Here is a 23,626-nt window from a genome sequence, read left to right as displayed (position 1 = left end):
AACCATAACAATGACCAGCATCAGGGACTCCTTTAATAATAATAAAAATTCTACCTTTAATATCTATCCAGATTCGAGAATGCTCATAATCAAATTGAAGGACTGGAAAAAAGTCACTATAGATCGAATAAACGGGATAATATTCTTGTTAGTTGAAATGTCAAGAGAAGCTAACGATGTTAGGCATATAATGTATGGAATTGATGACAAAGAAGCTGAATGGCTTATTAATGGCAAGGAAGCGAAACTAGATTTATTAATGAATAATTTAAAAGATTCTATTAAGGAATTGAAAGATTTTTCACCTATTTTGTCAGTGCGTGTACAAGATTTTTATACAATTGTATTGAACTGGAGATGTAACTTTAAGTTTTTATCTTTAGCACAAAAGGATTATGAAAGAGAAATTGAAAAAAGAAGGGCAGAATTTAAAGAGGTAAGAGATATAATTGAAGATATTTTTGATGATATCATACGCGAATTATCTTAAAAAAACGCTCATAGTGAGCGTTTTTATTTATTATGAATTTCAAAGTTCATTACAGAAAAATAATCTTTTAAATTGACCAAGAGGTTTGTATCGTAAAAATTTGATTTTTTCATAAATAAATGGTACGTTAATTCGGAATTTTTCTTCAAATGGTATAGGTAGTCCATTTGAACTATGTCTAAGTCAAATAATATAACTGCATGCCCTTGTTGTCCTTCGAAATAATCTGTTCCAATTTTTTTTGCAAATTGCGACCCAAGTATACTTAAAACAATGTTGCTGGAAATATTTAGGTCAGCGAAATAAAAATTCAACAGCGGAACGCGATTTATATCATTTATAATGCTTTCATCATTTCTATGTAATAAAATTGGTACAGAGATTATCCTTTTAAAAGAACTAGTGAGGTTATTAACATAGTTTATTGCATTCTTCCTCATATCAAGAGCATCTTCATAAAGAATTAAGTTGTCTGAATAATTCATCTTGTCCTCCTAATTGTTTTGTTTTGATCCCAAGTTTTAAAAAAAAGTACTTATGTAAAGCAAGCGAAACCCATAGTGTTTTGTGACATTTTTTATTACAATTCAATTTCGATTAATAAGGGCTTAATTCCTTCAAGTAGTATAAACTAACTATGTGAATTTTCTGAATATCAAATCAAGTAAAATAGACCTAAGGAAAGGAAAAATAATAATAATTGTTCCTCATCATAATATTTTCTTATCGAGCTGATTGCCTTTCGTAACTTTTCTTGTAAGGCTCAGCGTATCTTAAAGTTATCAAGATATGTCCAGAAAGTAGGAAGGAAATCTTGAATCATCCGATCACCAAAGTAGCGGTGCCGTTATTACTCTATAATCACAATGTCAGTAATACTGTTGATCTATTGACATTCCTTCTAAATTTGGAAAAGTTGCAAGATGGTTGGGGTATGAGAGTTCAAGAAACATATCCACACCTCTTTTGTATTCCAGTAGATACTTAATTCCATTAAGTAATCCTTCTGCTATTAGTCCACATTAAACTCCTCATCTAATGGTTCCAAAAAGCTATCTTAGGAGTCTTGTTGTACGATAATTCTTGGATTATTTCTAATAGGATGCAGGAAAATAGCATTAGTGTTTTAAGTTAATTAATTCCAATAACACTATGGGGGAGAAATGAGAGAATGTTATTTGAAAAAAAGCTATTCTGAGTGAATTACATTTTTTTTGATTCGATTCTTGAAGGATAATATTGGAATATGTCGAAAATATTATATTCAATATCCAGATTACTAATTGTGGAGTGAGATGCATGGAAAACAGCTCAAAAAATACAATTTTTCAACTAAAAAAAATAATAACTGAAATTCGCAGCTATCCTGAAAATGAATGGATGAAAGCTGAGATATTTAAAAAATACGTTTCAGATTTAAATATTTGTTCAAAAAAATTAGGCTTGCTTGAATTTGTTTTTGAATCGTTTCATTTTTCTAGCACAGAGAAGACAATCAATCAAAGAGGTTACAAAGCTTTAATCAATCATATAAAAATACTCGAGAGTATGATGCCAGATTTTAATGTATCAGTTAATGAAGATGCAGATGATGATGGAATAACTAGAGTATTCATAGTTCATGGGCGAGATAGACAAGCTATGATTGAAACAGAAAATCTGGTCAGACGGATTGGGTTACAACCAATCGTTTTGAGCAGGATGGCAAATGGCGGGGCTACAATAATTGAAAAGTTTGAGAAGTATTCTGATGTTAAATATGCATTAGTATTACTCACGCCAGATGATATTGGTGCCTTAAACGAAGAAAATCCCAATTATAGTTTTAGAGCAAGACAAAATGTTCTTTTTGAACTAGGTTTCTTTTACGGTAAGTTGGGAAGACAAAATGTATGTTGCATAGTTAAGGCAAATGTTGAAAGACCTTCGGATATAGATGGTATTGTTTATCTACGATTTAACTCTAACGTTGAAGAAATTGAATATGACCTTATGAAGGAACTAAATGCTGCCCAAATAAAATTTAAACTTTTTAATTAACTATCCATAGCTAAATTAGGTATGAATGGGGGAAGCTTTTGGATACCAAACTTACACAAAAGGATTGGTTAGACTATCTGAATCGATTGCAAGATAGGGAAAGACAGAAGATTACTTCAAGTGGTTTAAGTAATTGGACGTTGTTTGCGGCTTTGGCTGGACTAGGTTACTGGATACTTCCTGAAATCCCTAAGATACAGCAAAGTATCTTTTTGACACTTTTTGGATACGTTTTTTTTACCAATCTCACTATTTCATTATTTGATATTTTCAACCAATACTATAGAAAAGAAAAGATTCTAAAATATCGCTTTCCAGTTACTGAAATTGATATTAAGGGGACAAAACCTCTTTATTGGACTGAACTCTTAATGCTTGGTGCTGCTTTGGTAGCAAATGTAATAATTATGTTTTATTTTATTCAAAAGGGAAACTTCTTAGTAACATTATACTTCGTTTTCTACATTCTACGATATTTGAATAACTTATTAGGAATGTTAGCAAGTGGGATTGTGGTTTGGAGTGGTAGAACTAAAGAATATTATGAACTTTCGTTAACCGCTTCAAAAAGTCGAGTAGCCAAAATAAATTTAGTGATTTTGAATCCATTTTTACACTTGACTATTAAAATCGCTTTTTTTGTCTATGTTGCTATGAGTTTTACTTTCCAATACGAAAAATTAAAACTTGTGCTAGATGGTTTGGCAATTGTTCTAAGTAGTATTGCTCTTTCAGTTTTTGCTGACAATCTTTATGAAACGCATGAAGATCGCTTGGTTAGAAAATCTGGAGAAAGAAATCATTCAGGATAATTTAAGTCAAGAAGAAATAATTGATAAGTTAAAAAAAGAATTTTTTGGCTTGAGTAATATTGACAATTATTTTTAATATAAAAACAACAAGGTATTTGAAGCAAATTAGGACAAAATAATAACATTTATCAAAGCATCCTGTTAGGTTAGGATGCTTTATTCTATTTAAAAACGAAAGTATAGTACTAGGGGCTTATTGAAAAAAGATAAAGACCCCAATTAAGTGATTTATGGTATAATTTGACTACAAAGTAAGCTGATACTCTAATTAGTATCTTAAAAATAATTAATCTTCAAGGGGAATTACATATGTCTATATTCAACAAACTGTTTGGTCAAAAAAGGACAATCCAAAACCCGATTTTCGTTAAGGATTTCTCAAAAGAGAACCATCAAATGTCTGCTTTAAATGACCTCTTAGATAGGCTTGTAGATGGGGAAAAGAAAGAAACCATCGAGAGAGATATTAAATTTCTAAAATATGGACTTGATGGTGAGAACAACGTCTATTTTGAATTGAAAAATTCGTTCCTGCCAATTTTGTGTCTACATGATATAAGGATTGAGTATGAGGATTATGTTGCACAGCTTGATTTTGTTATCATTTCTAATAAGTTTACTTGTATTTTAGAGACGAAGAAATTAAGCGGCAATATCTCAATTGATCAAGATGGTAACTTTGTCAGGACTATGAAGAACAGATACGGTAAGGAGTATAAGGAAGGCATATATAGCCCTATTACGCAAAATAAAAGGCATGTAGATATACTAAAGCATGTGTTTTCAAAAGAGTTGAAGATCAATAACATGCCTATCCTGTCACTTGTAGTAATGGCAAATCCAAAAACGATAATCAAGAAGTACAAATGTCCAGCAGAAATTGAGAATACGTTTATAAAGTATGACCAGATCAAGGTTACCTTAGAAAAGTATCAGAATGATAAAGCCAATCAGTACGATCTTGCCGAGAAAGATATGTTAGAAATCGCCAATTTACTTGTCAGGTTGAATACTCCTATAGATATGGATTTTGAAGCTAAGTATCAGATTTCAAGTGAAGAGTATTTAAGGAAAGATGAAGAACAGCTACGTGAAGAACTGACAGCTTATAGACTCCAAACTTCAAGAGCAGAGAATGTCAAGGCTTACTACATCTTCAACAACTCTGAAATGGAGGATATGATTGCTAAGTATCCACGAACAGAAGAAGAGTTGTTAGAGGTTAAGGGGTTTGGTAAAGTGAAAATGGAAAAGTATGGAAAGATGATTTTGAACATTTTTAATGGATAATAAAATGAAAATTTGAATTATCCGGATTTACAACCTGTAAGGAGGAAGTAGTATTAATAATGTATATGATTTTATATTAAAAGATTTTCAAAAAACTCTTTTTCCCCTACGTTCTGTTCTTATTATTGCAAAATATCAGTTAGATTCTATTTTGGATTATATTAATGAAGGGATTTTTTCCCAGAATTGGCTGCAAACGATTTTGAGCGAAGATGAATATGAGAAGGTAACGCAAGTAATTAGTAAAAAACAAAAACAAGTAATTAATGAGAACGCTCAATCTTATTTCATGATTCAACCTTGGGTATATGCTTTGAAAGATAAGAAGCACTATAGACAAACATTCCAATTAGACCCTGTATCTCTCATTTTCATATATGACTTTGTTTATCGAAACAGGGCGTATTTTCAAAAGAAAAGTTACTCTAATCGTGAGTGTTTTGGTTACACTTTTAGTGGAGATAATTATAATTCCCAAACAGAAGAGTATAAGAAGTTTATTAAAAAATTACACTCATTAAAAACTCAGTATGAATATATGGGCAAAATAGACATTTCAAACTTCTTTAATAATATTTATCATCATGACGTTGTAAGTTACATCGCTAGGATTATTAATCAGCAGGAATCGGAGAAGATAGGTAAGTTTTTGAGAGAAATCAATGAAGGGCGAAGTACGAGTTGTATGCCGCAAGGATTATTCCCCATGAAAGTTATAGGAAGCAACTTTCTGAGTTTTATTGAGGATTCCAGAGATTTAAAAAGTGATTACATTATACGATTTATGGATGACATTTATTTCTTTTCAGATGATGAGGAGACTATATCCAACGATATATTTAGCGCACAAAAATTATTAGGTGAAAAGGGTCTATGTTTGAACGAAGAGAAGACTCTAATCATAGCAACAGAGATCGAAGAAGAAAATGATATTGAATCAATCAAAATTTCTTTATTAAAAAAGCGTAGGCTAATAATTAATTCATACACTGATGAATTTGATGATGACGATGATGAAGATGACGAGTTTGATGAAGATGATGAATTAACCGATGAAGAGGTCAGCTTTCTAAAAGGTTTATTACACAATGAAAAAAATATTGAGGATGAAGACATTGAACTAATTTTATCTTTATTAATGACTTCTGAATCAGAAACAATTGAACTAACAAGGCTTGTTTTGAATAGTTCACCTCAGTTGACAAAAAATTTATATTACAATATTAAGAGAAATTACATGATGATTTCTGATGCTATTATCAGTGAAATTGAGGAATTTCTAAACAAATCATTCATCACTGAATATCAATTGTTTTGGATAACGAAAATAATAATTGACTTCACTGAGTTAAACGAATCAATCGCCGATTTATTAATCAGAATATATAGGCATCCATCAGCAACCAATATTGTTAAATGCTTGATCTTGGAGGTGCCGGAGAATAGTTATGGTTTTTTAGAAGTGAAGAAAAATGTTGCTCGGGGGCATGCACCAGAACTTATAATAAGTGCTATGGTGGGTTTAATAAGTCATGAAAAGTCAAATAGAAATCAGATTTATAAATACGTAGGTAAGACTAACTCAATGCTTCGAACAATCACTATTGCCCTGTCCTCATTGGAGGTCAACTCCCATGAGAAGTTATTAGAGGATTTGGATGAAAGAAGTATTAACAAGCATAATTATGTGCGGAAAAGGATAAATCAAAACCAAGAGCATATCAACAGTGGAATTGAAGCTGCAAATATTCCAGTAACGTATGCGTTAGGCTCTACACTTGATGATTTATTAACGGGTGTTACATCTGACAGCACTCAGAACATTATAAGTACAACTAATGAGCTTACGAATGCTTCTACGATAACTAATAATCCTTTTGTGAGAGATATTGCACCTATTGATATTGACGATGATGATCTCCCTTTTTAATTTATTGAAATCATAGATTTCAACAGCAACATATATATACAAATATAACACATAATTGACTCTACTGTTTGTGATTTCCAATACTGTCGATATCTTTATTGTAACTTCCATTGATGAAATGACTGAAACTTGGGCGCAGGTAATACTTGAAAATCAAATTTCGATCATAAATTGAAGAACAAGTAAAGGATAGCAATGAAAAGACGGGGCTTTTGGAGGTTAGATTTCAAGGAGTTTATTCCAGATGACTATTCTAGAATCAATAATTGGGATTTCTGGTTTCACTTGAGGAGTAATTTGCATTTAGGGATATTAGTCGGTTTGACAGGTGTGGTTAAATTTGGTAATGTTTTATTAGGGCATTTTTGCCCAATAATTTTTGTTTTAGAAGCCAATAAACATTTGGAATTCGGTCTAATCACTACGATATTTTTTTAACACTCAAAATAAGCCGTATACTTACCCAAACCCCACGATACATAAGGCTTCACCAACATCGACAGCATCAGCCACTTGTTCGGATATACGATCAATATATCGAAAGCAAAGCCTACGAACAGTGAGTTTATAGCAATGGTGGCGGATAAGCTGAGAATTGAGCATAAAGTTTCGTGAAAGGATGCCGGTTCTTCGTTTGAGGACGATGAGTGAGGTCAGGTTCCGCTAATTTATCGGATAAAGTAAAGAGGCCTCGTGTCCACAGCAGCATGTTGCGATAAAAATTGGAAAAGTCACCTCCGTCTCATGCGTAGTTATCGGTTATATGCGAGTAAAGGGAAACGGAGGGATCTATTACGCGTAATAACAAACGTCGAATCTTTCGGGATTCGGCGTTTTTATTTTTGATTTTACAATTAGCAGGGGAGATAAAAAAGACCCCGAGAAAATGTCTCTGGGTCTTAAGCATTCTACCGGCTTCTGCGATAACTTTTCAGATAAATCGTTCCGCCAATCAAAACAAAGAGGATGAGGATACCTAATATATGACTGTATAAATAAGCGCTTGATTCCTGAAGCTTGTTCCATAGCGGGGAGGCCAGCCATGTTTGGCTCAGCATCCCCCCGACCAGCGCCATGCCGAAGCCTTCAAACAGGAAGCAAACGAAATTCAAAATCCCCATCCCGGCTCCTGCTTGTTCAGGCTCAAGTGAAGCGGCGGCCGTGTTGGAAACGACCGTCTTGATAAAGGAGAGTCCGCCTAGCGTTGTAATCAGCATCGCTGTCGTTAACCAAGGAGACTGATCTAGCCAAATGGACAGAATAAGAAAGCTAAGCACCATCATGCACAGTCCGGCGGATAGAGTAACACGATTTCCCCAACGATCGACCAGCACGCCTCCCATCATACCGAACAAAATGACCCCTACGGTGCCCGGAAATATAATTCCACTGCCAATTGCTCCCGCCGCTAACTGATGAACGTCCTTCATCATATAAGGAACCATAGCAAGAAAACCGGCCGCCGATCCAAGCAAAATGCCTCCCGATAGCATACTGGCCATAAAGATGCGTTTTCGCAGCAAAGCAGGCTCGATAAATGGCTGTTTGGTGCGGTTGATATGAGAGACGAACCCACCAAGCATCAGAATGCCCAGGACAAGAAAGCTCCAGTGAAAATGAGTCATCCAGAGGGAGAAGCCTGCCGTTCCCATGGCTAGCAGGGCTATTCCGAACCTATCGATTTTATTTTTGGTTACGGGCGCGTCAGAAGGCATTCTTTTATAAAGGAAAGGCAGTACAAGAATGGTCATCATCGGGATGGTGTACAGAAAGGACCAATGAACGTATTCCGTAACCAGACCGCCCGCAACAGGTCCGATGCTCTCACCCAAAGCGACCAGGGAACCGATCATTCCGAATGCTTTGCCGCGATGATCGGAGTGGATATAACGAGTAATAATGACCATAATGAGAGCGGGAACGGCGGAAGCTCCAATGCCTTGGATAAACCGCGCCGCTATCATAGCAGGAAAATAATGATAAGCCAGAAAACCGAACAGCGATCCTCCGAAATAGATCAAAAGTCCAATCGCCAGAAGCTTTTTGATCCCGAAGGAGTCTGATATTTTTCCATATACAGCCGTGCCGATACTAAAGGAAAGCATGAAGGCCGTATTAACCCAATTGGCGGATGCCGCCTGAATACCAAAATACGATGCAATATCCGGCAAGGCAATATTAAATACCGATTCGTTCAATACGCTGAAAAAAGCGAGAAAGCTTAACCAACCAATAGCCAGCTTGGCATTAGGCAGCAATGGTTGAAAAGATTCCGAGTTTTCAATACGATGAGCTTGCTTATTTTGGTCCACCTGAAATATTCCCCTAACTTAGAGGGGGACGCAGTTTATAGGGTCAGTGATGCGAACCCCCTTCGTATTGTACCCTGGCTCTATTCGTGCACTTCATAATAACGCCTCCTTGAAAGAATGAAGCCCATTATAGCATTATTAGACGAAATCGTCTTGGGAAACTATAATTATAATCAACCGTAAACACACTAAAAAAGCACAACGCTGAGCGCTGTGCCGACGTGCTGCTAAAGATCAGGGGCGTATATCGCATTTATTCTTGATGAAATGAATTTGGTTCTCCAAACGATGAATCTGCTCTTGCTGTTCCTTGCTTCCGTCAGCGCTGCTTTGCAAGGAGCTTAATTGCTGTTGAAGCTCTTGAAGATCGGATCCTGCCTTTGTGCAATCGTAATTACTTTCGAGATTATCAATCATGATGGATGCCTCCTAGCGGATTAGTCCTGCTTAGTATGGATTATCCGCGCAGGATTATGCTTGAGCACCTAGGGGATGCAAGTGGAATTGGGATCGCCGACGCGCACAGCGGCGGCAGGAGCTTCTGCAGGCGTCAAGGACGATTCTTCCTCATAGCTTTGCTGGTACCATTGGAACCATCCCTCCGGCAGCTTATCGCTGATAAACTCGCGAAGATGGGGGAAAGCTTGGGCCAAATCATGAATGACTTGTTCGTAGGTGTTGATAACGGATTCAAAATCCAGGCCTACATCATCCATCAGCAATTCCTTCATTGCAAGGTCATTGTCTTGAAAGCTGCGATATCGCAAGCCATCATAAATTTCCGTAATCAGACCATTCTGAACACGAACAATTTTTTGACATATTCTTTGCATGGATCCTACTCCTTGCGCTAAGATAAAGTTCATTATATCATTGAAATTTTGCACAAAATGTAGAATACTGTTGCTAAAATGGAGAAAGGGCACTTTTTTTGGAGGGATAAGATGGAATTTGATTACTGTAATGTGGAACTGGATGAGATGAAGGAACGGCTGTTTATGGAAATTGGATGCAAATTTCAGGATGAGCCGGAGGAGCTCTATGTAATTCAAATGACCGGCGAACCTAGCGGAGCCTTGAAGGAAGTGAGGCTTCTGTTTAATACGATGGATTGCAGATACAGCTTTAAGGAGGACGAGCTAGCGTCGCTGCTGGAGTATGTGCGAGAACAGCTGAGCTCCTCGGAATACGCGGAATGGTTTGAAGCGCTACCCTATTACGGATAAAAGGTGATATCTGCCGTTGTTTTTCCACACATGAAAAAGCATATGCCGTTACCGTACAGAGCATACCATCATTTTACATAGATCCAAGGAAATGGAGACGAGTGTGAAGTCCGGGACTTATAGTCCCCGGGCTTTTTTTTGACCTAAAAGGAGTTAGCCCCACCTGGTGGGGTTATTTAGGTTTTATCCGAAATCAATGTATGAGAATGGCTTTGCCAACGAAAAATAAACGAGAGTAGAAAATTAAGGCGTAACAGGCGCAATGGCCCGAGCATCAGGAAAGCGATGTGCGAAGTAATGGTACTAAGCAAAGCAGAACATATCTTCGATAATCCCATAATGACAGGGATAGTCCGGGTGCATCGAAGCACCAAACAGCTGATTTCCACCCTAGAGCCCGATCGTATCGCTGTTATTTGCCACGATGATCTGGATGACTTGTCAGCGGAAGGCTTGATTGAGGCAGGAGCTCGGGCGGTCATTAATACCGGGCAGACGATGACAGGCACTATTCCTGTCACGGGTCCGCTGATGCTGCTGGAGCACGGGATTCCGATTTTTGAGATGGAGCCGGTGTGGTTTTCGGTGATCAAGGATCATGAGCAGATCGCTATCTCGGGGGATAGCGCAATGTTTGGCGGGCAAAGGGTACCGTGCCGCTCGTTCACAAAAGACAATTGGCTGGAATGTTATCGTCATGCGCAGGAAAGCTATCATGAGCGTCTGGCGGATTTTATTAATAATACATTGGAGTATGCGACCAAAGAAAAAGAGCTTGTGCTAAAGCCTGTATATTGTCCGGAGCTGCAGGTCAAGATGGAAGGACGTCATGCTCTTGTCGTCGTGCGCGGTCACGGGTTCAGACAGGATCTGGCTGCTCTAAAGGAATATATCCGGAGCTACAGACCGGTATTAATAGGGGTAGACGGAGGGGCGGACGCTTTGCTGGAGCAGGGCTATAAGCCGGATCTCATTATTGGCGATATGGATAGCGCGACGGACAAAGCGTTACAATGTGGAGCAGAGCTGCTGGTTCATGCGTATTCCAACGGCTTCGCACCGGGTCTTGCCAGGCTGGAGAAGCTGGGACTGAACGCGATCCGGCTGCCTGCCGGCGGGACTAGTGAAGATATTGCTTTGCTGCTTGCCTACGATCACCAGTGCGAGCGGATTGTGACCGTCGGCGCTCACAGTCATATGTTTGACTTTTTGGAAAAAGGCAGAAAGGGGATGGGCAGCACGGTGCTTGTCCGGATGAAAATAGGGAGCAAGCTGACCGACGCCAAAGGCATTGCGCTGCTGTACGGTCATGAGCGGAATGCGCAATCCCTTGTCAAGCTGTGTAAGCATGCCGCTTATCGCGCAATAAGCCGACTATTATCATGGGTTAAATGAAAGGGGTTGCCCTTATGAAGCCTGCCATATCTGTTGTCGTTCCTGCGCTTAACGAGGAACTGTACATACAGGAAACATTAAGCTCGATCCGAAAAGCATGCAAGCAAGTTATGCATCAGGGACATCGCGTAGAGCTTATAGTCATCGATGATGGAAGCCGCGACAGTACATTTGAGCTTGCGGCGCCTTGGGCGGATTTGATTGTACAGCATCCGCGGCCCTATGGAAAAGGGACGGCCCTTCAAACCGGCTGCAAGATGTCCAAGGGAGAGTTGCTGGTTTTTCTGGACGCGGATTTGGGATCATCAGCAGAATGGTTTCCGTTATTGATTGAGCCCTTGACCCTAGGACAATCGGATATGGTCATCGCCCGGCTGCCTGCCGTTACTCAAAAAAGCGGCTTCGGGATTGTGAAGAGGCTCGCTAAACAAGGGGTATACCTGTTATCGGGGTTTCAGCCTTCCGCGCCCTTGTCCGGCCAACGAGCCATTCATCGTCAAGTTTTGGAGCGAATCGGCAGGCTCTCAGGAGGCTTTGGCGTTGAGGTAGGCCTAACGATTGACGCCGTCAAGCTGGGGTATAGGGTGGAAGAGATGGCTGTTCCTTTTGCTCATCGGGTGTCCGGGAGAAATCTCGGAGGGTGGCTGCATCGGGGCAAGCAGCTGTATGCCGTCAGCGGTACACTGTGGCATCGTTGGAGACAGCCTATATGCTAATGGCGTGGGTCCTCTATTCGCTGCTGCTCTACTTTTTAGGACGAGCCTTAATGCCGGGCTGGATAAGGTTTATGGAGAACCATCGGCTAACGGACTCTAACTATAACGGAGATCGAATCCCTACGGCCGGGGGCCTATTTATCGTTATGATGCTTGTCATTCATTCCCTGGTCATTCAAGGGATTGCGTATGGCAAGCCAACGGCCGGAAGCCAGGGTATAAACTTAGCCTTACCTAACGTCTATACCTTAGGCGCGGTGACAGTCGCCTTTCTCGGTTTCCTTGATGATACCGTCGGGCATAAGACGCCCAAAGGGTTTACAGGGCATTGGGGGCTCTGGAAGGAACATAGGGTGGTCAGTACAGGTACAGTGAAGGCCGGAGGGATAGCAGTAGCCGCGATGCTCTTTGTGCTGCGGGGAGACACTGATTTAAGCGCGCCATGGGGGTGGGTCGCCTTGCAATGGTTATGCATAGTGCTCGCCGCGAACGGCATCAATCTGTTGGATACGAGGCCAGGTAGAGCATTCAAAGGCTTCGGGGCTTTATACCTTCTCGCGACAGCGGTTATGATGCTCAATGATCAGGGGCATCGGCAGGACTTTCTGGTCATGTCTCTGCCTGTGCTTGTGTCTATGGCGCTTCTTCTCGGTGCTGACCTCAAGGGGCAGATCATGCTGGGCGATACGGGCGCTAATCTGCTTGGCTTTGTGCTTGGCTGCTGGATTGTGCAAGCAACCGGCTGGAAGCTCCAGCTTCTGCTGCTGGCGGGGTTCATCCTGCTGCATGCTATCACATGGCGGCATTCCTTATCGAGGTTGATCGATAACCATCGTTGGCTGTCCTGGCTGGACTCGCTTGGGCGAGAGTCTGGCCCCGAAAAAAACTGAGGAGCCTCTCCCGTCTCCAAGGGATGGCTCCTATTGTTTTTTCCGCTTCCTCTTAAACCGTGGGGCGACATAATTGCGCTTGCGGTCTCTGAAAAAAATCCAGCCGCCGATATAGGCCACTCCTGCGAGAAATAAGATGAAACCTAATATAAATTTACCCCATTGAAAGTGGGGGTTCAGCTCGGCCGCTCCAAACTGGTTGAAGAAAGCATCCTTCATTGCCAAAAATCCGTAGGTTGCCATAATACCCGGAATGACCAGCAGCAGAACGGCAATAAACCGATAGAACGTCGCTTTCATGATGTGCTCCTTTTATGTATAGTCCAACCAACATCGCTATGAAAATCCCAACTATTAAAGTACCATAGAATCGTTAACTTTTCATGCATCTTTCTTAAATTGTACTATATTTCTCACACGAATTAGGGTTACAATAAAAGAATCATAGATTTCAGGAGGTACTACATATGACGCAAGCTTTTGACATCGTTGTTCTTGGAGGAGGTACGGGAGGGTATATTGCCGCCATTCGTGCCGCCCAGTTGGGAAAAACGGTAGCAATCGTAGAACGCGATAAGCTGGGAGGCACATGTCTTCATCGCGGTTGTATTCCTAGTAAAGCGCTGTTGCGCAGCGCCGAGGTATATGCAACGATGCGGGAGAGCGAGCGTTTTGGCATAGAGGCGGATTCTGTCCGGCTGAATTTCGCGCGGGTACAAGCCCGTAAGCAAAGCGTCGTCGAGCAGATGCATAAAGGCATTCAATTTCTGATGAAGAAGCATAACATACAAGTTTTCTATGGTAACGGGAGACTGTTGTCCCCGACCATTTTTTCACCCCGCTCCGGCTCCGTTTCGGTAGAACAGGCTGACGGCGATATTTTGACGCTGGTCCCCGAGAAGCTGATTATTGCGACCGGATCGAGACCTCGGAGCCTGCCGGGCCTGGAAATTGACGGACAATTCATTCTGAACAGCGATCAGGCGCTTCAATTGGAAGAGCTTCCTCAATCGATTGTTATCGTAGGCGGAGGCGTCATCGGTGTGGAATGGGCTTCCATGCTGATTGATTTCGGCGTGCAGGTGACCGTTGTAGAATATGCGGAGCGGCTGCTGCCAACAGAAGATAGCGATATCTCCCGGGAGCTTGAGCGTCTGCTTAAGAAAAGAGGAGTTCAAGTTGTGACGGGGGCTAAAGTCTTGGCCGAAACCGTCGAGAAGAAGCCCGGTTCCGTACAGCTTCAGATCGAACGCAAAGGACAGACTGAACAGCTTCAAGCGGATAAGGTAATGGTGTGTGTCGGGCGCCAAGCCAATGTTGAAGATATCGGGCTGCACAATACGGATGTGAAGATTACGAACGGCTTCATAGAAGTCAACGAGCATATGCAAACGGGAGAATCACATATTTATGCGATCGGTGATGTGATCGGCGGTCTTCAGCTTGCCCATGTAGCGGGTCACGAGGGGATTATTGCCGTAGAGCACAGCCTCGGACAACCTGCGCATACGTTCGGAGTACATCAAGTCCCTCGCTGCGTATATACAAGACCGGAAGTCGCATCGATCGGCTGGACAGAGCAGCAAGCGGTTGAACGTGGGCATGAAGTGAAGATCGGCCGCTTCCCGTTCTCTGCCGTCGGCAAGGCAGTGCTGTACGGGGAATCCGACGGATTTGTAAAGGTCATTGCGGATAAAAAGACGAATGATATCTTGGGCGTTCATATGATCGGGGCTCATGTTACCGATTATATTTCGGAGGCGGCGCTGGCTCAGCTGCTCGATGCGACTCCATGGGAGGTCGGCCAGACGATTCATCCGCATCCGACTCTATCAGAGGCTCTGGGAGAAGCTATGCTTGCGGTCGACGGAGGGGCTTTCGGTATCTAATGAAACAGAAATTGTATTCATAAGGGAAACCGATTATAATATACTTATAGGGGCTAGTATTAGTACCTAGTAATAAAAGTTGAATGAAGGGGGTACCACCCATGTCCATCGGCCAACTTATGAGACACCGTAAGCTTGGATTGTCTGACGAGCAGGCAGTTGAAATGTATAAATATATGCAGAAGGCCCGAAAGTTTGACGAGCGAGCCTATCTTTTGCAAAGAGCCGGAAAAATCGGCTTTCATGTATCCGGTATCGGGCAAGAGGTGTCGCAGGTGGCGACTGCGTTTGCCTTAGAGAAAGGAAAGGACTACTTTTTACCTTATTATCGTGATTATGCATTTGTACTGACCGTTGGAATGTCGATGACGGAATTGATGCTGTCTGTTTTTGCCAAGGCGGAAGATCCGAACAGCGGCGGTCGCCAGATGCCGGGACATTTTGGCCATAAAAAGCTGAATATCGTTACGGGCTCCAGTCCGGTGACAACCCAGGTTCCTCATGCGGTAGGGATTGCCCTTGCAGGCAAAATGAAAAAGCAGGATTTCGTAACTTATGTTACCTTCGGGGAAGGCTCCAGCAACCAGGGGGATTTCCATGAGGGCTGCAACTTTGCTGGAGTTCACAAGCTGCCCGTCATTTTCCTGTGTCAAAATAACCAGTACGCTATTTCCGTTCCTTTACATAAACAGGTTTCGGGCAGTATCGCCGAGCGGGCTATCGGATACGGATTTCCGGGAATCAAGGTGGATGGCAACGATGCTCTCGAGGTATACCGGGTCGTGAAAGAAGCCCGTGAGCGTGGAATTCGCGGAGAAGGTCCTACGTTAATCGAATCGGTCATGTACCGATTATCGCCTCATTCCACTTCGGACGACGACATGCTGTATCGGACAAAGGAAGAGGTAGAGGAAAACCGCGCCAAAGACGGCATACCTAGATATAGACAATATTTAACGGACTGCGGCTTGTGGAGCGATGAGCAGGAAGAAGAGCTGCTGGCGGAGCTAAAGAAGGAAATTAACGAAGCGACACAATATGCCGAGCAAGCGCCATACCCGCTGCCTGAAGATACGCTGAAGCACGTGTATGCGGAAGAAGGGGAGGTATAGTTATGGCCGTTATCACTTATTTGGAAGCGATCCGCTCCGCAATGAAGGAAGAGATGGAGCGGGACGACAATGTGTTTGTGCTCGGCGAGGACGTCGGTAAAGGCGGCGTCCTGAACGCCACCAAGGGGCTCCGGGATCAATTCGGCGAGGACCGTGTGCTCGATACCCCACTGGCGGAATCCGTTATCGTCGGTTCGGCCATCGGTGCAGCGATGTACGGCATGAAGCCGATTGCGGAAATCCAGTTCGCCGATTTTATCTTTCCGGCAACGAATCAGATTATTAGCGAAGCGGCCAAAATCCGCTATCGTTCCAATAACGATTGGAGCTGCCCGATCGTCATACGCGCGCCTTACGGAGCTACCAGCGGCGGCGCTTTGTACCATTCCCAATGTCCGGAATCCGTATTTTTCGGCACGCCGGGTCTGAAGATGGTGGCGCCTTCCAATCCTTACGATGCCAAGGGCTTAATGAAAGCGGCTATCCGGGATGAGGACCCCGTCTTGTATTTCGAGCACAAAAAATGCTATCTTGGCGTTACAGGCGAAGTACCAGACGACGAATATATCGTTGAGATCGGCAAAGCGGATGTGAAGCGCCAAGGTACCGACGTAACGGTTATTTCCTATGGCATTACCGTCCAATACGCCCTTCAAGCGGCCGAGCAGCTGGCCAAGGAAGGAATCAGCACGCATATTCTCGATCTGCGCACGATTCAGCCTCTGGACAAAGAGGCCATTCTGGAAGCGGCTGCCAAAACCGGCAAAGTCCTCGTCATTCACGAGGATAATAAAACCGGCGGCGTCGGAGCGGAAGTGTCTGCGATTATTGCCGAGGAGCTGCTGTTTGAGCTGGATGCGCCTATTATGAGATTGTGCGCGCCGGATGTTCCGGCTGTCGGGATGAACCCGAGCATGGAGAAGTTTTTCTTAATTAGCGTAGACAAGATTAAGGCAGCGATCTCTGAGCTGGCTGCATTTTAGTCAACGGCCGAGTCTTAATCAAGCTGAGTTTTGCATGGTGCAGGCTCAGCTTGTCTGTTAAGTTAACCAATGCTTACGAAGTAACTTTTGCCTTTGGCAAAAGTCAGCAAATGCTTTCGAAGTAAGTTTTGCCCAGAGCAAAACTTTTTAGGAGGGACCACTAATGACCTTGAACAGTAAGGAAACCGAAGTAACCGTTCCGCACCTTGCGGAGAGTCTGGTTTCGGCAACGATCGGAAAATGGCTGAAACAGCCGGGAGATTATATAGAGCAGTACGATGTTTTGTGCGAGCTTATTACAGATAAAGTCACAACGGAGATGCCGGCCCCTGTCGGCGGACGTCTGACCAAGCTGCTGGTGGCCGAAGGGCAAACCGCGGCTGTAGGGGAAGCCATCTGCATTATTGAAGAACCATCCGCGGTTCAAGGAAGCGGCTCGGTGCCACAGCAGGATTCGTCCGCTGCAGGCACAGCAGGTCAACCGGCTGCTTCAGCAGGGGGAGAGGAAGGAATGCGTAACCGGTATTCCCCAGCCGTACTGAGGCTTGCCGGCGAGCATGGCATTCGCTTGGAGGATGTGCAGGGCACAGGACTGGGCGGTCGTATCACCCGCAAGGATATCGAAGCTTACGTGGCTTCTGGCATGAAGCGCACGGCCAATGCGAATCCGGCTTCGCAGCCGCAGGCCGCAGCCGCAAAGCCGGAACAGCGGTCGGAGGCCCGCACGGCCGAGGATGTGTTCCTCTCGAGTCCGCCTAAAGGACCTCTTCGTTCTACCGGCATCCACTTGTCCGAGAATCCCCCGCTTCCTCGTATCGAGGTGGAAGGACAGCCTCTGGAAGGAAGAGGCGAGTATTTGGTCGACGTGACGCCGATTCGCAGCGCTATCGCGCGCAATATGCGTCAGAGTGTGACGGAAATTCCTCATGGCTGGATGATGATCGAGGTTGACGTCACGAATATGGTGCTTCTTCGCAACAAGCTGAAGGATGAATTCAAGCGTCAGGAAGGCGTGAATCTAACGTATCTTTCCTTTATGATGAAAGCTGTCGTCAGTGCGATCAAGGATTATCCGATCATGAACTCGGTATGGGCGGTCGACAAGATCATCGTGAAGCGGGACATCAATATATCGCTTGCGGTAGGTACGGAGGATTCGGTATTAACGCCTGTTATTAAGCGCGCCGATCAAAAAAATATCGCCGGGCTGGCGAGGGAAATCGAGGAGCTGTCCCGCAAAACAAGAGCCGGCAAGCTGTCGCTGGACGACATGCAGGGAGGCACCTTCACGGTGAACAATACGGGGTCGTTCGGTTCGATATTGACGCAGCCGATCATCAATTATCCGCAAGCGGCCATTATTACGTTCGAATCGATCGTAAAAAAGCCTGTCGTTATCCAGGATATGATTGCAGTACGCTCCATGGCCAACCTGTGCTTGTCCCTCGATCACCGTATTTTGGACGGCGTCATATGCGGACGCTTCCTGCAGCGTGTTAAGGAAAACATGGAGTCGTACAATCAGGAGACAAAGCTGTACTAAGCTTGCTGCCAGAAAAATCGAAGCGGCTTCGTTAATACTAAAGGAACATATTGACTGTAAATAGCACGGTTGATAAAACCATGCAAATCAGCATAACGTAAATAATAACTTTAAACATCATCTTGTTGCGCATCTTCTTATTCAACTCCTTCTCATGCAATCGAGATAATCATATTTTAACTTAAAGTGTACATAGGAGGAAAGAGATGATTCAGGAAAAGCGATTGGTTGACGAATTTATCGAGCTGGTTAAGGTGGACAGCGAGACCCTGTTCGAGCAGGAGATCAGTGAGGTGCTCAAAAAGAAATTCAGCGCATTGGGTTTGAAGGTAGAAGAGGATGACTCCTCTATCCGCAGCGGACACGGGGCGAATAATTTGTTTTTCACGCTTGCACCTACTTCCGATGCTCCCTTGCCGCGCCTATTATTTACCTCCCATATGGACACGGTAACTCCGGGCAAAGGAATTAAGCCTCAAATTGGAGAGGACGGCATCATCCGCAGCGACGGCACTACCATTCTCGGCAGTGATGATAAGGCGGGATTGGCAGCTATGCTGGAAGCGATTAGAGTGCTGAAGGAGCAGAACATCAAGCACGGTCAAATCCAGTTCGTGATTACGGCAGGAGAGGAATCCGGGCTGAAGGGCTCCAGATGTATGGACCCTAAATGGCTTCAAGCTGATTACGGATATGCGCTTGACTCGAACGGAGAAGTCGGAGCTATTGCGGTAGCCGCGCCTACCCAAGCCAAGATTTATATTTCGTTCTCCGGTCGCTCGGCGCATGCCGGCGTGAATCCGGAGGCAGGCGTCAGCGCCATTACCGTCGCAAGTAAAGCTGTAGCGAGAATGCCGCTCGGACGGATCGACAAGGAGACGACGGCGAACATCGGCCGATTTGCAGGCGGGGTTAACGGTGCAACCAATATTGTGGTAGACCGCGTTGATCTCGAAGGCGAAGCCCGCAGTATCGTACAGGAGAAGCTGGACCGTCAGGTCGAAGCAATGCGTAAAGCCTGCGAGGACGTTGCTGCAGAGATGAATGCCAAGGTTGATTTTAAAAGCGATGTGATCTACCCGGCATTTATGTTCGATGAGGACGCTCCCGTAGTTAAGCTGGCCATGGAAGCCCTGAGGAAAATCGGCTGCACGCCGAGCACGTTCCATTCCGGTGGAGGCAGCGATGCCAACGTATTCAACGGCTTCGGTATACCGACGGTCAACCTTGCGGTCGGTTACCAAAACATCCATACAACCGAAGAGCATATTGCGATTCGTGACATGGTCAAAGTTACCGAGGCGGTAGTGCAAATTATTAAAGAAGCTGCCGAATCGAAATAAAGCGTTTAGGAAAAGACGGTCAATCTCTGATTGGCGGTCTTTTTTTCATAAATTGGTGTAAATGTCTACTGGAGAGTGATACCCTACCTGAGTAAATTGGCGATAGTTCAAGCTCTATTGGTTTTTTCAACACAATTGCCCCACTTTGTAGGATTACTTAAGAAATGTGCGTATAAAAGCTGAACATGAGAAAGGATGTGGTCACATACATTTACTACTACATGGAATTCTCAGGGGAGATGGATTTATTTGATCGAGTGGCAAACAGCGAGGGTAGCGGATATACGTAATACGGAAGAATCAAGCGGCAAGCTTGGTGAAATTACGGTTCAATTCAACAATGGAACCGAAGGTACGGCGGTTTATAACACAGATGAACTTGGCGAAAGGGTGAAGACGGGCGATCAAGTCCTGCTTAATACAACGGCGGTATCGTTAGGTCTTGGTACGGGAGGGGTGCATTTCGTTCATGCAATTCTAGATAAGCAGTACACTCAGGAGAATGCTTCCACGGTTGAAGAGGAGTATTCGGAACCGGGTAGGAAATCCGATTGTAGCTCATTCCCAGATGACAGTTTGGCAAAAGGACATATCATGAAGCTGCGATATACTTCATTGCAAAGATCCGTTCTTGCCGTGGAGGAACCGTCAAGCCCGCATCACGACCTGTTTACCCGCAAGCTGTCTCTGGAAGGGATGCCGGTCCTTGTTGGAGAGCTTCATAGTATGCTTCCCGCCATAATGTGCAGACTGAAACAGAGGATGAACGAAGAGGGGCGAAGGGTGCGCATTGCTTACGTAATGTCCGATAGCGCTTCGCTGCCTATAGCGTTCAGCAAGCATGTCAGACAGCTGAGACAGCTTCAATGGCTGGCAGGCTGCATTACCTTCGGGCAAGCCTATGGCGGGGACCTGGAGGCTGTCAATAAGTATACAGCGCTGCTGGCTGCCAGGCATGTACTTCATGCCGATCTGGCTATCGCCGTTCCCGGTCCTGGAAGCGTAGGGACGAGCACATTGCTCGGGTTCAGCGGGACGGAGGCGGCGGAGCTGCTGAACGCAGCCGGTGCTCTTCATGGAATGCCCATAGCTGTACCGCGGATCAGCTTTGCTGACAAGCGTGAGCGCCACCGCGGCATCAGTCATCATACTCTGACCATTTTGGGAGAGCTTACCCAGATTCGTTCTTTCGTTCCGTTACCGATATTGGATGATGAATGTTCAGGGCACATTCGGCAGCAAGTAATGCTTTCGGAGCTGGCTTTGAAGCATGCCGTGAGCTGGCATATTCCTGTGCCTGAGAAGCAGTGGCAGAACGCCCTTGAAGCATACAGTTTGCCTATTGCCTCGATGGGAAGGGGATTATCCGAGGATCCTGCGTTTTGGTCTGCGGTAGGGGCAGCTGCCGATTTAGCGTGGCATTATTCGTCCCGTCCGTAGGTTGAGTTAATCCGCTATCCAACATAAGGCCGCTTTTCGCCTCATGTTTATACCCTGTCTGTTCGGATAAAAAAGCAAGCAAGCTGACGTCTGTTGTCATTCTAGCCTGCGCTTGCTTTAAATAACGGCGAATCTCCCACACGCGGCCTACCAAACGAATTTGCTGCTCGGATAAATAAGTTTTCATAGAGAAGTCCCTCTTTTCCGGGTAATGTTCCAACTGTTACACCCTATGCGCCGGGAGGACAAGTTATGCTAAACCGAAACTATGAATTTGCACGGTATGATATAATAGATATCGGTCCTGTAGCTAGGACGGCAAGAAATTGAATGGAATGTGGAGGGATTTGCGGATGAGCGAACCGTTTCAAGATAAAAAGTTTGAAGAAGTCACCGTGTCCACCGAGCCGATTTTCCAGGGGAAGGTAATATCCTTGCAGGTGGATACGGTAAGGCTTCCCAATGGGGAGTTAGCCAAGAGGGAGATTGTCAAGCATCCGGGAGCGGTAGCCGTTCTGGCACTGAAGGATGATCGTATGCTCGTTGTGGAGCAATACCGCAAGCCGCTGGAGAAAAGTCAGGTAGAGATCCCTGCAGGCAAGCTGGATCCCGGAGAGGAGCCGCTAGAGGCCGCCCGGAGAGAGCTGGAGGAGGAGACCGGATATAAAGCGGGGACGATCCGGCATATTTGTTCCTTTTACACTTCACCCGGCTTCGCCGATGAAATCCTCCATCTCTATGTCGCCGAAAATTTGACCCGGGGAGAGGTTCACCTAGACGAGGATGAATTTCTGGAATGCGACAGCATTACCTTGGAGCAGGCGAAGCAATATATCCACGATCAGCGGATCAGCGATGCCAAGACGATCACGGCAGTCTATGCATGGCAATCATTTAAGCTGACGGGGTCTTTTTGATGCAAGTACGACCTTTTTACGCTGACCTGCATATACACATTGGACGGACAGAAGAGGGACAGGCCGTAAAAATCAGTGCTGCGAACAATTTGACCTTTTACAATATTGCCCACGAAGCTTCCGAACGTAAAGGAATCGATATTGTCGGCATTATTGACTGCCAGTCTCCCTCGGTTCAGAAGGATATGCTGAACTACCTGGATAAAGGAGAAATGGAGGAGCTGCCGGGCGGCGGAATCCGCTACCAGCAGACGACCATTATTCTTGGCAGTGAAATTGAGGTTCGCGATCCCGGACTCGGTACGGCCCACCTGCTGGCTTACATGCCTACGGTTGCCGTAATGAGAGAATTTACAAGCTGGCTTTCCAGGTATATGAAGAACGTAGGCCTAAGCTCTCAGCGGATCTATGTTACCGCCAGGGAATTACAGCAGGAAGTGCTGGGAAGGGGAGGCCTCTTGGTCCCCGCGCATATTTTCACGCCTCATAAGAGTGTCTACGGCAGCTGCTCAACTCGTATGGAGCATTTGCTTGATTTGGACGGTATTGCGGCGATTGAGCTTGGTCTTAGCGCTGATTCCGAGATGGCGGGATACATTTCGGAGCTGGACCGCTATACGTTCCTGACGAATTCGGATGCCCATTCCCTGGCCAAGATAGGGCGGGAATATAATAAGCTTTTGTTGGCGGAGCCGAGCTTTGAGGAGCTGCGCCAGGCGTTGGCGGGATTGAACGGCCGGGGTGTCGCTGCCAATTACGGGTTGAATCCGCGGCTCGGCAAATATCACCGGACTTATTGCGCCAGCTGCGGGACTATTGCGGACGAAGGGGAAATAAGCGTAGAACGATGCAGGTACTGCGGCAGCCCCAAAATCGTCCGTGGCGTAATGGACCGCATCCTGGAGCTTGCGGACCGGGAAGAAGGGAAGCCCTACGTACCGGACTCGAGGCCTCCGTATTTTTACCAGGTTCCGTTAGAATATATCCCCGGCTTGGGGCCCAAGAAGCTCAACGCCCTTCTAGCGGAGTTCGGCACGGAGATGAATCTTCTGCACCGTGTATCGCCGGAAGAGCTGGAGCGCGCCGCGGGCGAGGAGATCGCCCACTATATTGTCCAAGCCCGTCAGGATAAGCTGAAGCTGCAGGTAGGCGGGGGAGGAAAGTACGGCAAAGTAACCGGAAAGTAGCTTAATGCCGGCCGTACTTCTAAGCTCTACATGTCGTTGCCTGTACATCGATTCGTTGATTTATGGTCATATCTGCCGTTCTCCGATCATATGCTTGTACTAATCGTGCAA

General features: G+C 44.7%; 24 protein-coding genes and 1 pseudogene. 18 read left to right on the top strand and 7 right to left on the bottom strand.

Annotation, left to right across the window (positions count from 1 at the left end; translation table 11 throughout):
• Window positions 1–10: 10 nt before the first annotated feature.
• Window positions 11–490 (top strand): hypothetical protein, encoded by a 480-nt coding sequence (locus GGC63_RS26970; protein WP_192704939.1) that lies wholly within the window; start codon window positions 11–13, stop codon window positions 488–490.
• 23 nt (window positions 491–513) lie between these two features.
• Here the strand turns inward: GGC63_RS26970 and GGC63_RS26965 are convergent, their stop codons facing one another.
• Complete coding sequence (locus GGC63_RS26965; protein ID WP_192704938.1) at window positions 514–975, bottom strand: hypothetical protein; 462 nt, start codon at window positions 973–975, stop codon at window positions 514–516.
• 814 nt (window positions 976–1,789) lie between these two features.
• Here GGC63_RS26965 and GGC63_RS26960 point away from each other — a divergent pair.
• From GGC63_RS26960 to GGC63_RS26940, 5 genes and pseudogenes are all read left to right on the top strand, one after another.
• On the top strand, window positions 1,790–2,530 hold the full coding sequence (locus GGC63_RS26960) for a TIR domain-containing protein (protein WP_192704937.1): 741 nt from the start codon (window positions 1,790–1,792) through the stop codon (window positions 2,528–2,530).
• A 38-nt stretch (window positions 2,531–2,568) separates the two neighbouring features.
• On the top strand, window positions 2,569–3,342 hold the full coding sequence (locus GGC63_RS26955; protein ID WP_192704936.1) for a hypothetical protein: 774 nt from the start codon (window positions 2,569–2,571) through the stop codon (window positions 3,340–3,342).
• Between the two features lie 309 nt (window positions 3,343–3,651).
• Window positions 3,652–4,632, top strand: a complete 981-nt coding sequence (locus tag GGC63_RS26950; protein ID WP_192704935.1) for an HRDC domain-containing protein — start codon at window positions 3,652–3,654, stop codon at window positions 4,630–4,632.
• Between the two features lie 202 nt (window positions 4,633–4,834).
• A complete protein-coding gene (locus GGC63_RS26945) occupies window positions 4,835–6,562 on the top strand; it encodes a reverse transcriptase domain-containing protein (RefSeq protein ID WP_192704934.1) in 1,728 nt (575 codons plus the stop codon).
• Between the two features lie 492 nt (window positions 6,563–7,054).
• Window positions 7,055–7,177 (top strand): annotated as a pseudogene (locus GGC63_RS26940) (sporulation initiation factor Spo0A C-terminal domain-containing protein); the annotation flags it as partial.
• A gap of 293 nt (window positions 7,178–7,470) precedes the next feature.
• Here the strand turns inward: GGC63_RS26940 and GGC63_RS26935 are convergent.
• The 3 genes from GGC63_RS26935 to GGC63_RS26925 form a co-directional block, all read right to left on the bottom strand.
• Window positions 7,471–8,820: an MFS transporter gene (locus GGC63_RS26935; RefSeq protein ID WP_225948539.1), complete on the bottom strand. Its 1,350-nt coding sequence runs from the start codon at window positions 8,818–8,820 to the stop codon at window positions 7,471–7,473.
• A 288-nt stretch (window positions 8,821–9,108) separates the two neighbouring features.
• Complete coding sequence (locus GGC63_RS26930) at window positions 9,109–9,291, bottom strand: DUF2524 family protein (protein ID WP_192704933.1); 183 nt, start codon at window positions 9,289–9,291, stop codon at window positions 9,109–9,111.
• Window positions 9,292–9,359: 68 nt separating this feature from the next.
• Window positions 9,360–9,707: a hypothetical protein gene (locus GGC63_RS26925; RefSeq protein ID WP_079910779.1), complete on the bottom strand. Its 348-nt coding sequence runs from the start codon at window positions 9,705–9,707 to the stop codon at window positions 9,360–9,362.
• 111 nt (window positions 9,708–9,818) lie between these two features.
• Between GGC63_RS26925 and GGC63_RS26920 the strand changes: the two genes are divergently transcribed.
• From GGC63_RS26920 to GGC63_RS26905, 4 genes are all read left to right on the top strand, one after another.
• Window positions 9,819–10,100, top strand: coding sequence for a hypothetical protein (locus GGC63_RS26920; protein WP_192704932.1), 282 nt, complete (start codon window positions 9,819–9,821; stop codon window positions 10,098–10,100).
• A gap of 285 nt (window positions 10,101–10,385) precedes the next feature.
• Window positions 10,386–11,495 carry a putative cytokinetic ring protein SteA gene (steA, locus tag GGC63_RS26915; RefSeq protein WP_318781128.1) on the top strand — a complete coding sequence of 370 codons (1,110 nt, stop codon included), beginning with the start codon at window positions 10,386–10,388 and terminating at the stop codon, window positions 11,493–11,495.
• A gap of 14 nt (window positions 11,496–11,509) precedes the next feature.
• The gene (locus GGC63_RS26910; RefSeq protein ID WP_192704930.1) at window positions 11,510–12,211 is read left to right on the top strand and encodes a glycosyltransferase family 2 protein; all 702 of its coding nucleotides are present in this window, start codon (window positions 11,510–11,512) and stop codon (window positions 12,209–12,211) included.
• Window positions 12,205–13,101 (top strand): hypothetical protein, encoded by an 897-nt coding sequence (locus GGC63_RS26905; RefSeq protein WP_192704929.1) that lies wholly within the window; start codon window positions 12,205–12,207, stop codon window positions 13,099–13,101. Before GGC63_RS26910 ends, GGC63_RS26905 begins: the two co-directional genes overlap by 7 nt.
• Window positions 13,102–13,131: 30 nt before the next feature.
• Here GGC63_RS26905 and GGC63_RS26900 read toward each other — a convergent pair whose 3' ends face one another.
• Complete coding sequence (locus GGC63_RS26900; RefSeq protein ID WP_192704928.1) at window positions 13,132–13,401, bottom strand: DUF2627 domain-containing protein; 270 nt, start codon at window positions 13,399–13,401, stop codon at window positions 13,132–13,134.
• 167 nt (window positions 13,402–13,568) lie between these two features.
• Here GGC63_RS26900 and lpdA point away from each other — a divergent pair, with 167 nt between their 5' ends.
• The 4 genes from lpdA (at window position 13,569) to GGC63_RS26880 (ending at window position 18,628) form a co-directional block, all read left to right on the top strand.
• Window positions 13,569–14,990 carry a dihydrolipoyl dehydrogenase gene (gene lpdA, locus GGC63_RS26895; RefSeq protein ID WP_192704927.1) on the top strand — a complete coding sequence of 474 codons (1,422 nt, stop codon included), beginning with the start codon at window positions 13,569–13,571 and terminating at the stop codon, window positions 14,988–14,990.
• A gap of 101 nt (window positions 14,991–15,091) precedes the next feature.
• Window positions 15,092–16,102, top strand: coding sequence for a thiamine pyrophosphate-dependent dehydrogenase E1 component subunit alpha (locus GGC63_RS26890; protein ID WP_192704926.1), 1,011 nt, complete (start codon window positions 15,092–15,094; stop codon window positions 16,100–16,102).
• A gap of 2 nt (window positions 16,103–16,104) precedes the next feature.
• Window positions 16,105–17,085, top strand: coding sequence for an alpha-ketoacid dehydrogenase subunit beta (locus tag GGC63_RS26885; RefSeq protein WP_192704925.1), 981 nt, complete (start codon window positions 16,105–16,107; stop codon window positions 17,083–17,085).
• A 163-nt stretch (window positions 17,086–17,248) separates the two neighbouring features.
• Window positions 17,249–18,628, top strand: coding sequence for a dihydrolipoamide acetyltransferase family protein (locus GGC63_RS26880; protein WP_192704924.1), 1,380 nt, complete (start codon window positions 17,249–17,251; stop codon window positions 18,626–18,628).
• Window positions 18,629–18,665: 37 nt separating this feature from the next.
• Here the strand turns inward: GGC63_RS26880 and prli42 are convergent, their stop codons facing one another.
• The gene (prli42, locus tag GGC63_RS26875; RefSeq protein ID WP_256865358.1) at window positions 18,666–18,749 is read right to left on the bottom strand and encodes a stressosome-associated protein Prli42; all 84 of its coding nucleotides are present in this window, start codon (window positions 18,747–18,749) and stop codon (window positions 18,666–18,668) included.
• Window positions 18,750–18,834: 85 nt separating this feature from the next.
• Here prli42 and GGC63_RS26870 point away from each other — a divergent pair, with 85 nt between their 5' ends.
• Together GGC63_RS26870 and GGC63_RS26865 are read left to right on the top strand one after the other, a co-directional pair.
• Window positions 18,835–19,971 carry a M20/M25/M40 family metallo-hydrolase gene (locus GGC63_RS26870; protein WP_192704923.1) on the top strand — a complete coding sequence of 379 codons (1,137 nt, stop codon included), beginning with the start codon at window positions 18,835–18,837 and terminating at the stop codon, window positions 19,969–19,971.
• 249 nt (window positions 19,972–20,220) lie between these two features.
• Window positions 20,221–21,411, top strand: a complete 1,191-nt coding sequence (locus GGC63_RS26865) for a DUF3866 family protein (protein ID WP_192704922.1) — start codon at window positions 20,221–20,223, stop codon at window positions 21,409–21,411.
• Here the strand turns inward: GGC63_RS26865 and mciZ are convergent.
• Window positions 21,311–21,598, bottom strand: a complete 288-nt coding sequence (gene mciZ / locus GGC63_RS35415; RefSeq protein ID WP_192704921.1) for a Z-ring formation inhibitor MciZ — start codon at window positions 21,596–21,598, stop codon at window positions 21,311–21,313. The two genes, GGC63_RS26865 and mciZ, sit on opposite strands and share 101 nt — an antisense overlap.
• Window positions 21,599–21,764: 166 nt before the next feature.
• Between mciZ and GGC63_RS26855 the strand changes: the two genes are divergently transcribed.
• Both GGC63_RS26855 and GGC63_RS26850 read left to right on the top strand, forming a co-directional pair.
• Entirely contained in the window at window positions 21,765–22,328 is a 564-nt protein-coding gene (locus tag GGC63_RS26855; RefSeq protein WP_192704920.1) for an NUDIX domain-containing protein, read from the top strand.
• Window positions 22,328–23,515, top strand: a complete 1,188-nt coding sequence (locus GGC63_RS26850; RefSeq protein ID WP_192704919.1) for an endonuclease Q family protein — start codon at window positions 22,328–22,330, stop codon at window positions 23,513–23,515. Before GGC63_RS26855 ends, GGC63_RS26850 begins: the two co-directional genes overlap by 1 nt.
• Window positions 23,516–23,626: the final 111 nt, after the last annotated feature.

Origin of the sequence: Paenibacillus sp. OAS669 (assembly GCF_014873645.1) — a bacterium.
Classification (GTDB): domain Bacteria; phylum Bacillota; class Bacilli; order Paenibacillales; family NBRC-103111; genus Paenibacillus_S; species Paenibacillus_S vulneris.
This window is presented reverse-complemented; position numbering and strand designations above follow the sequence as displayed.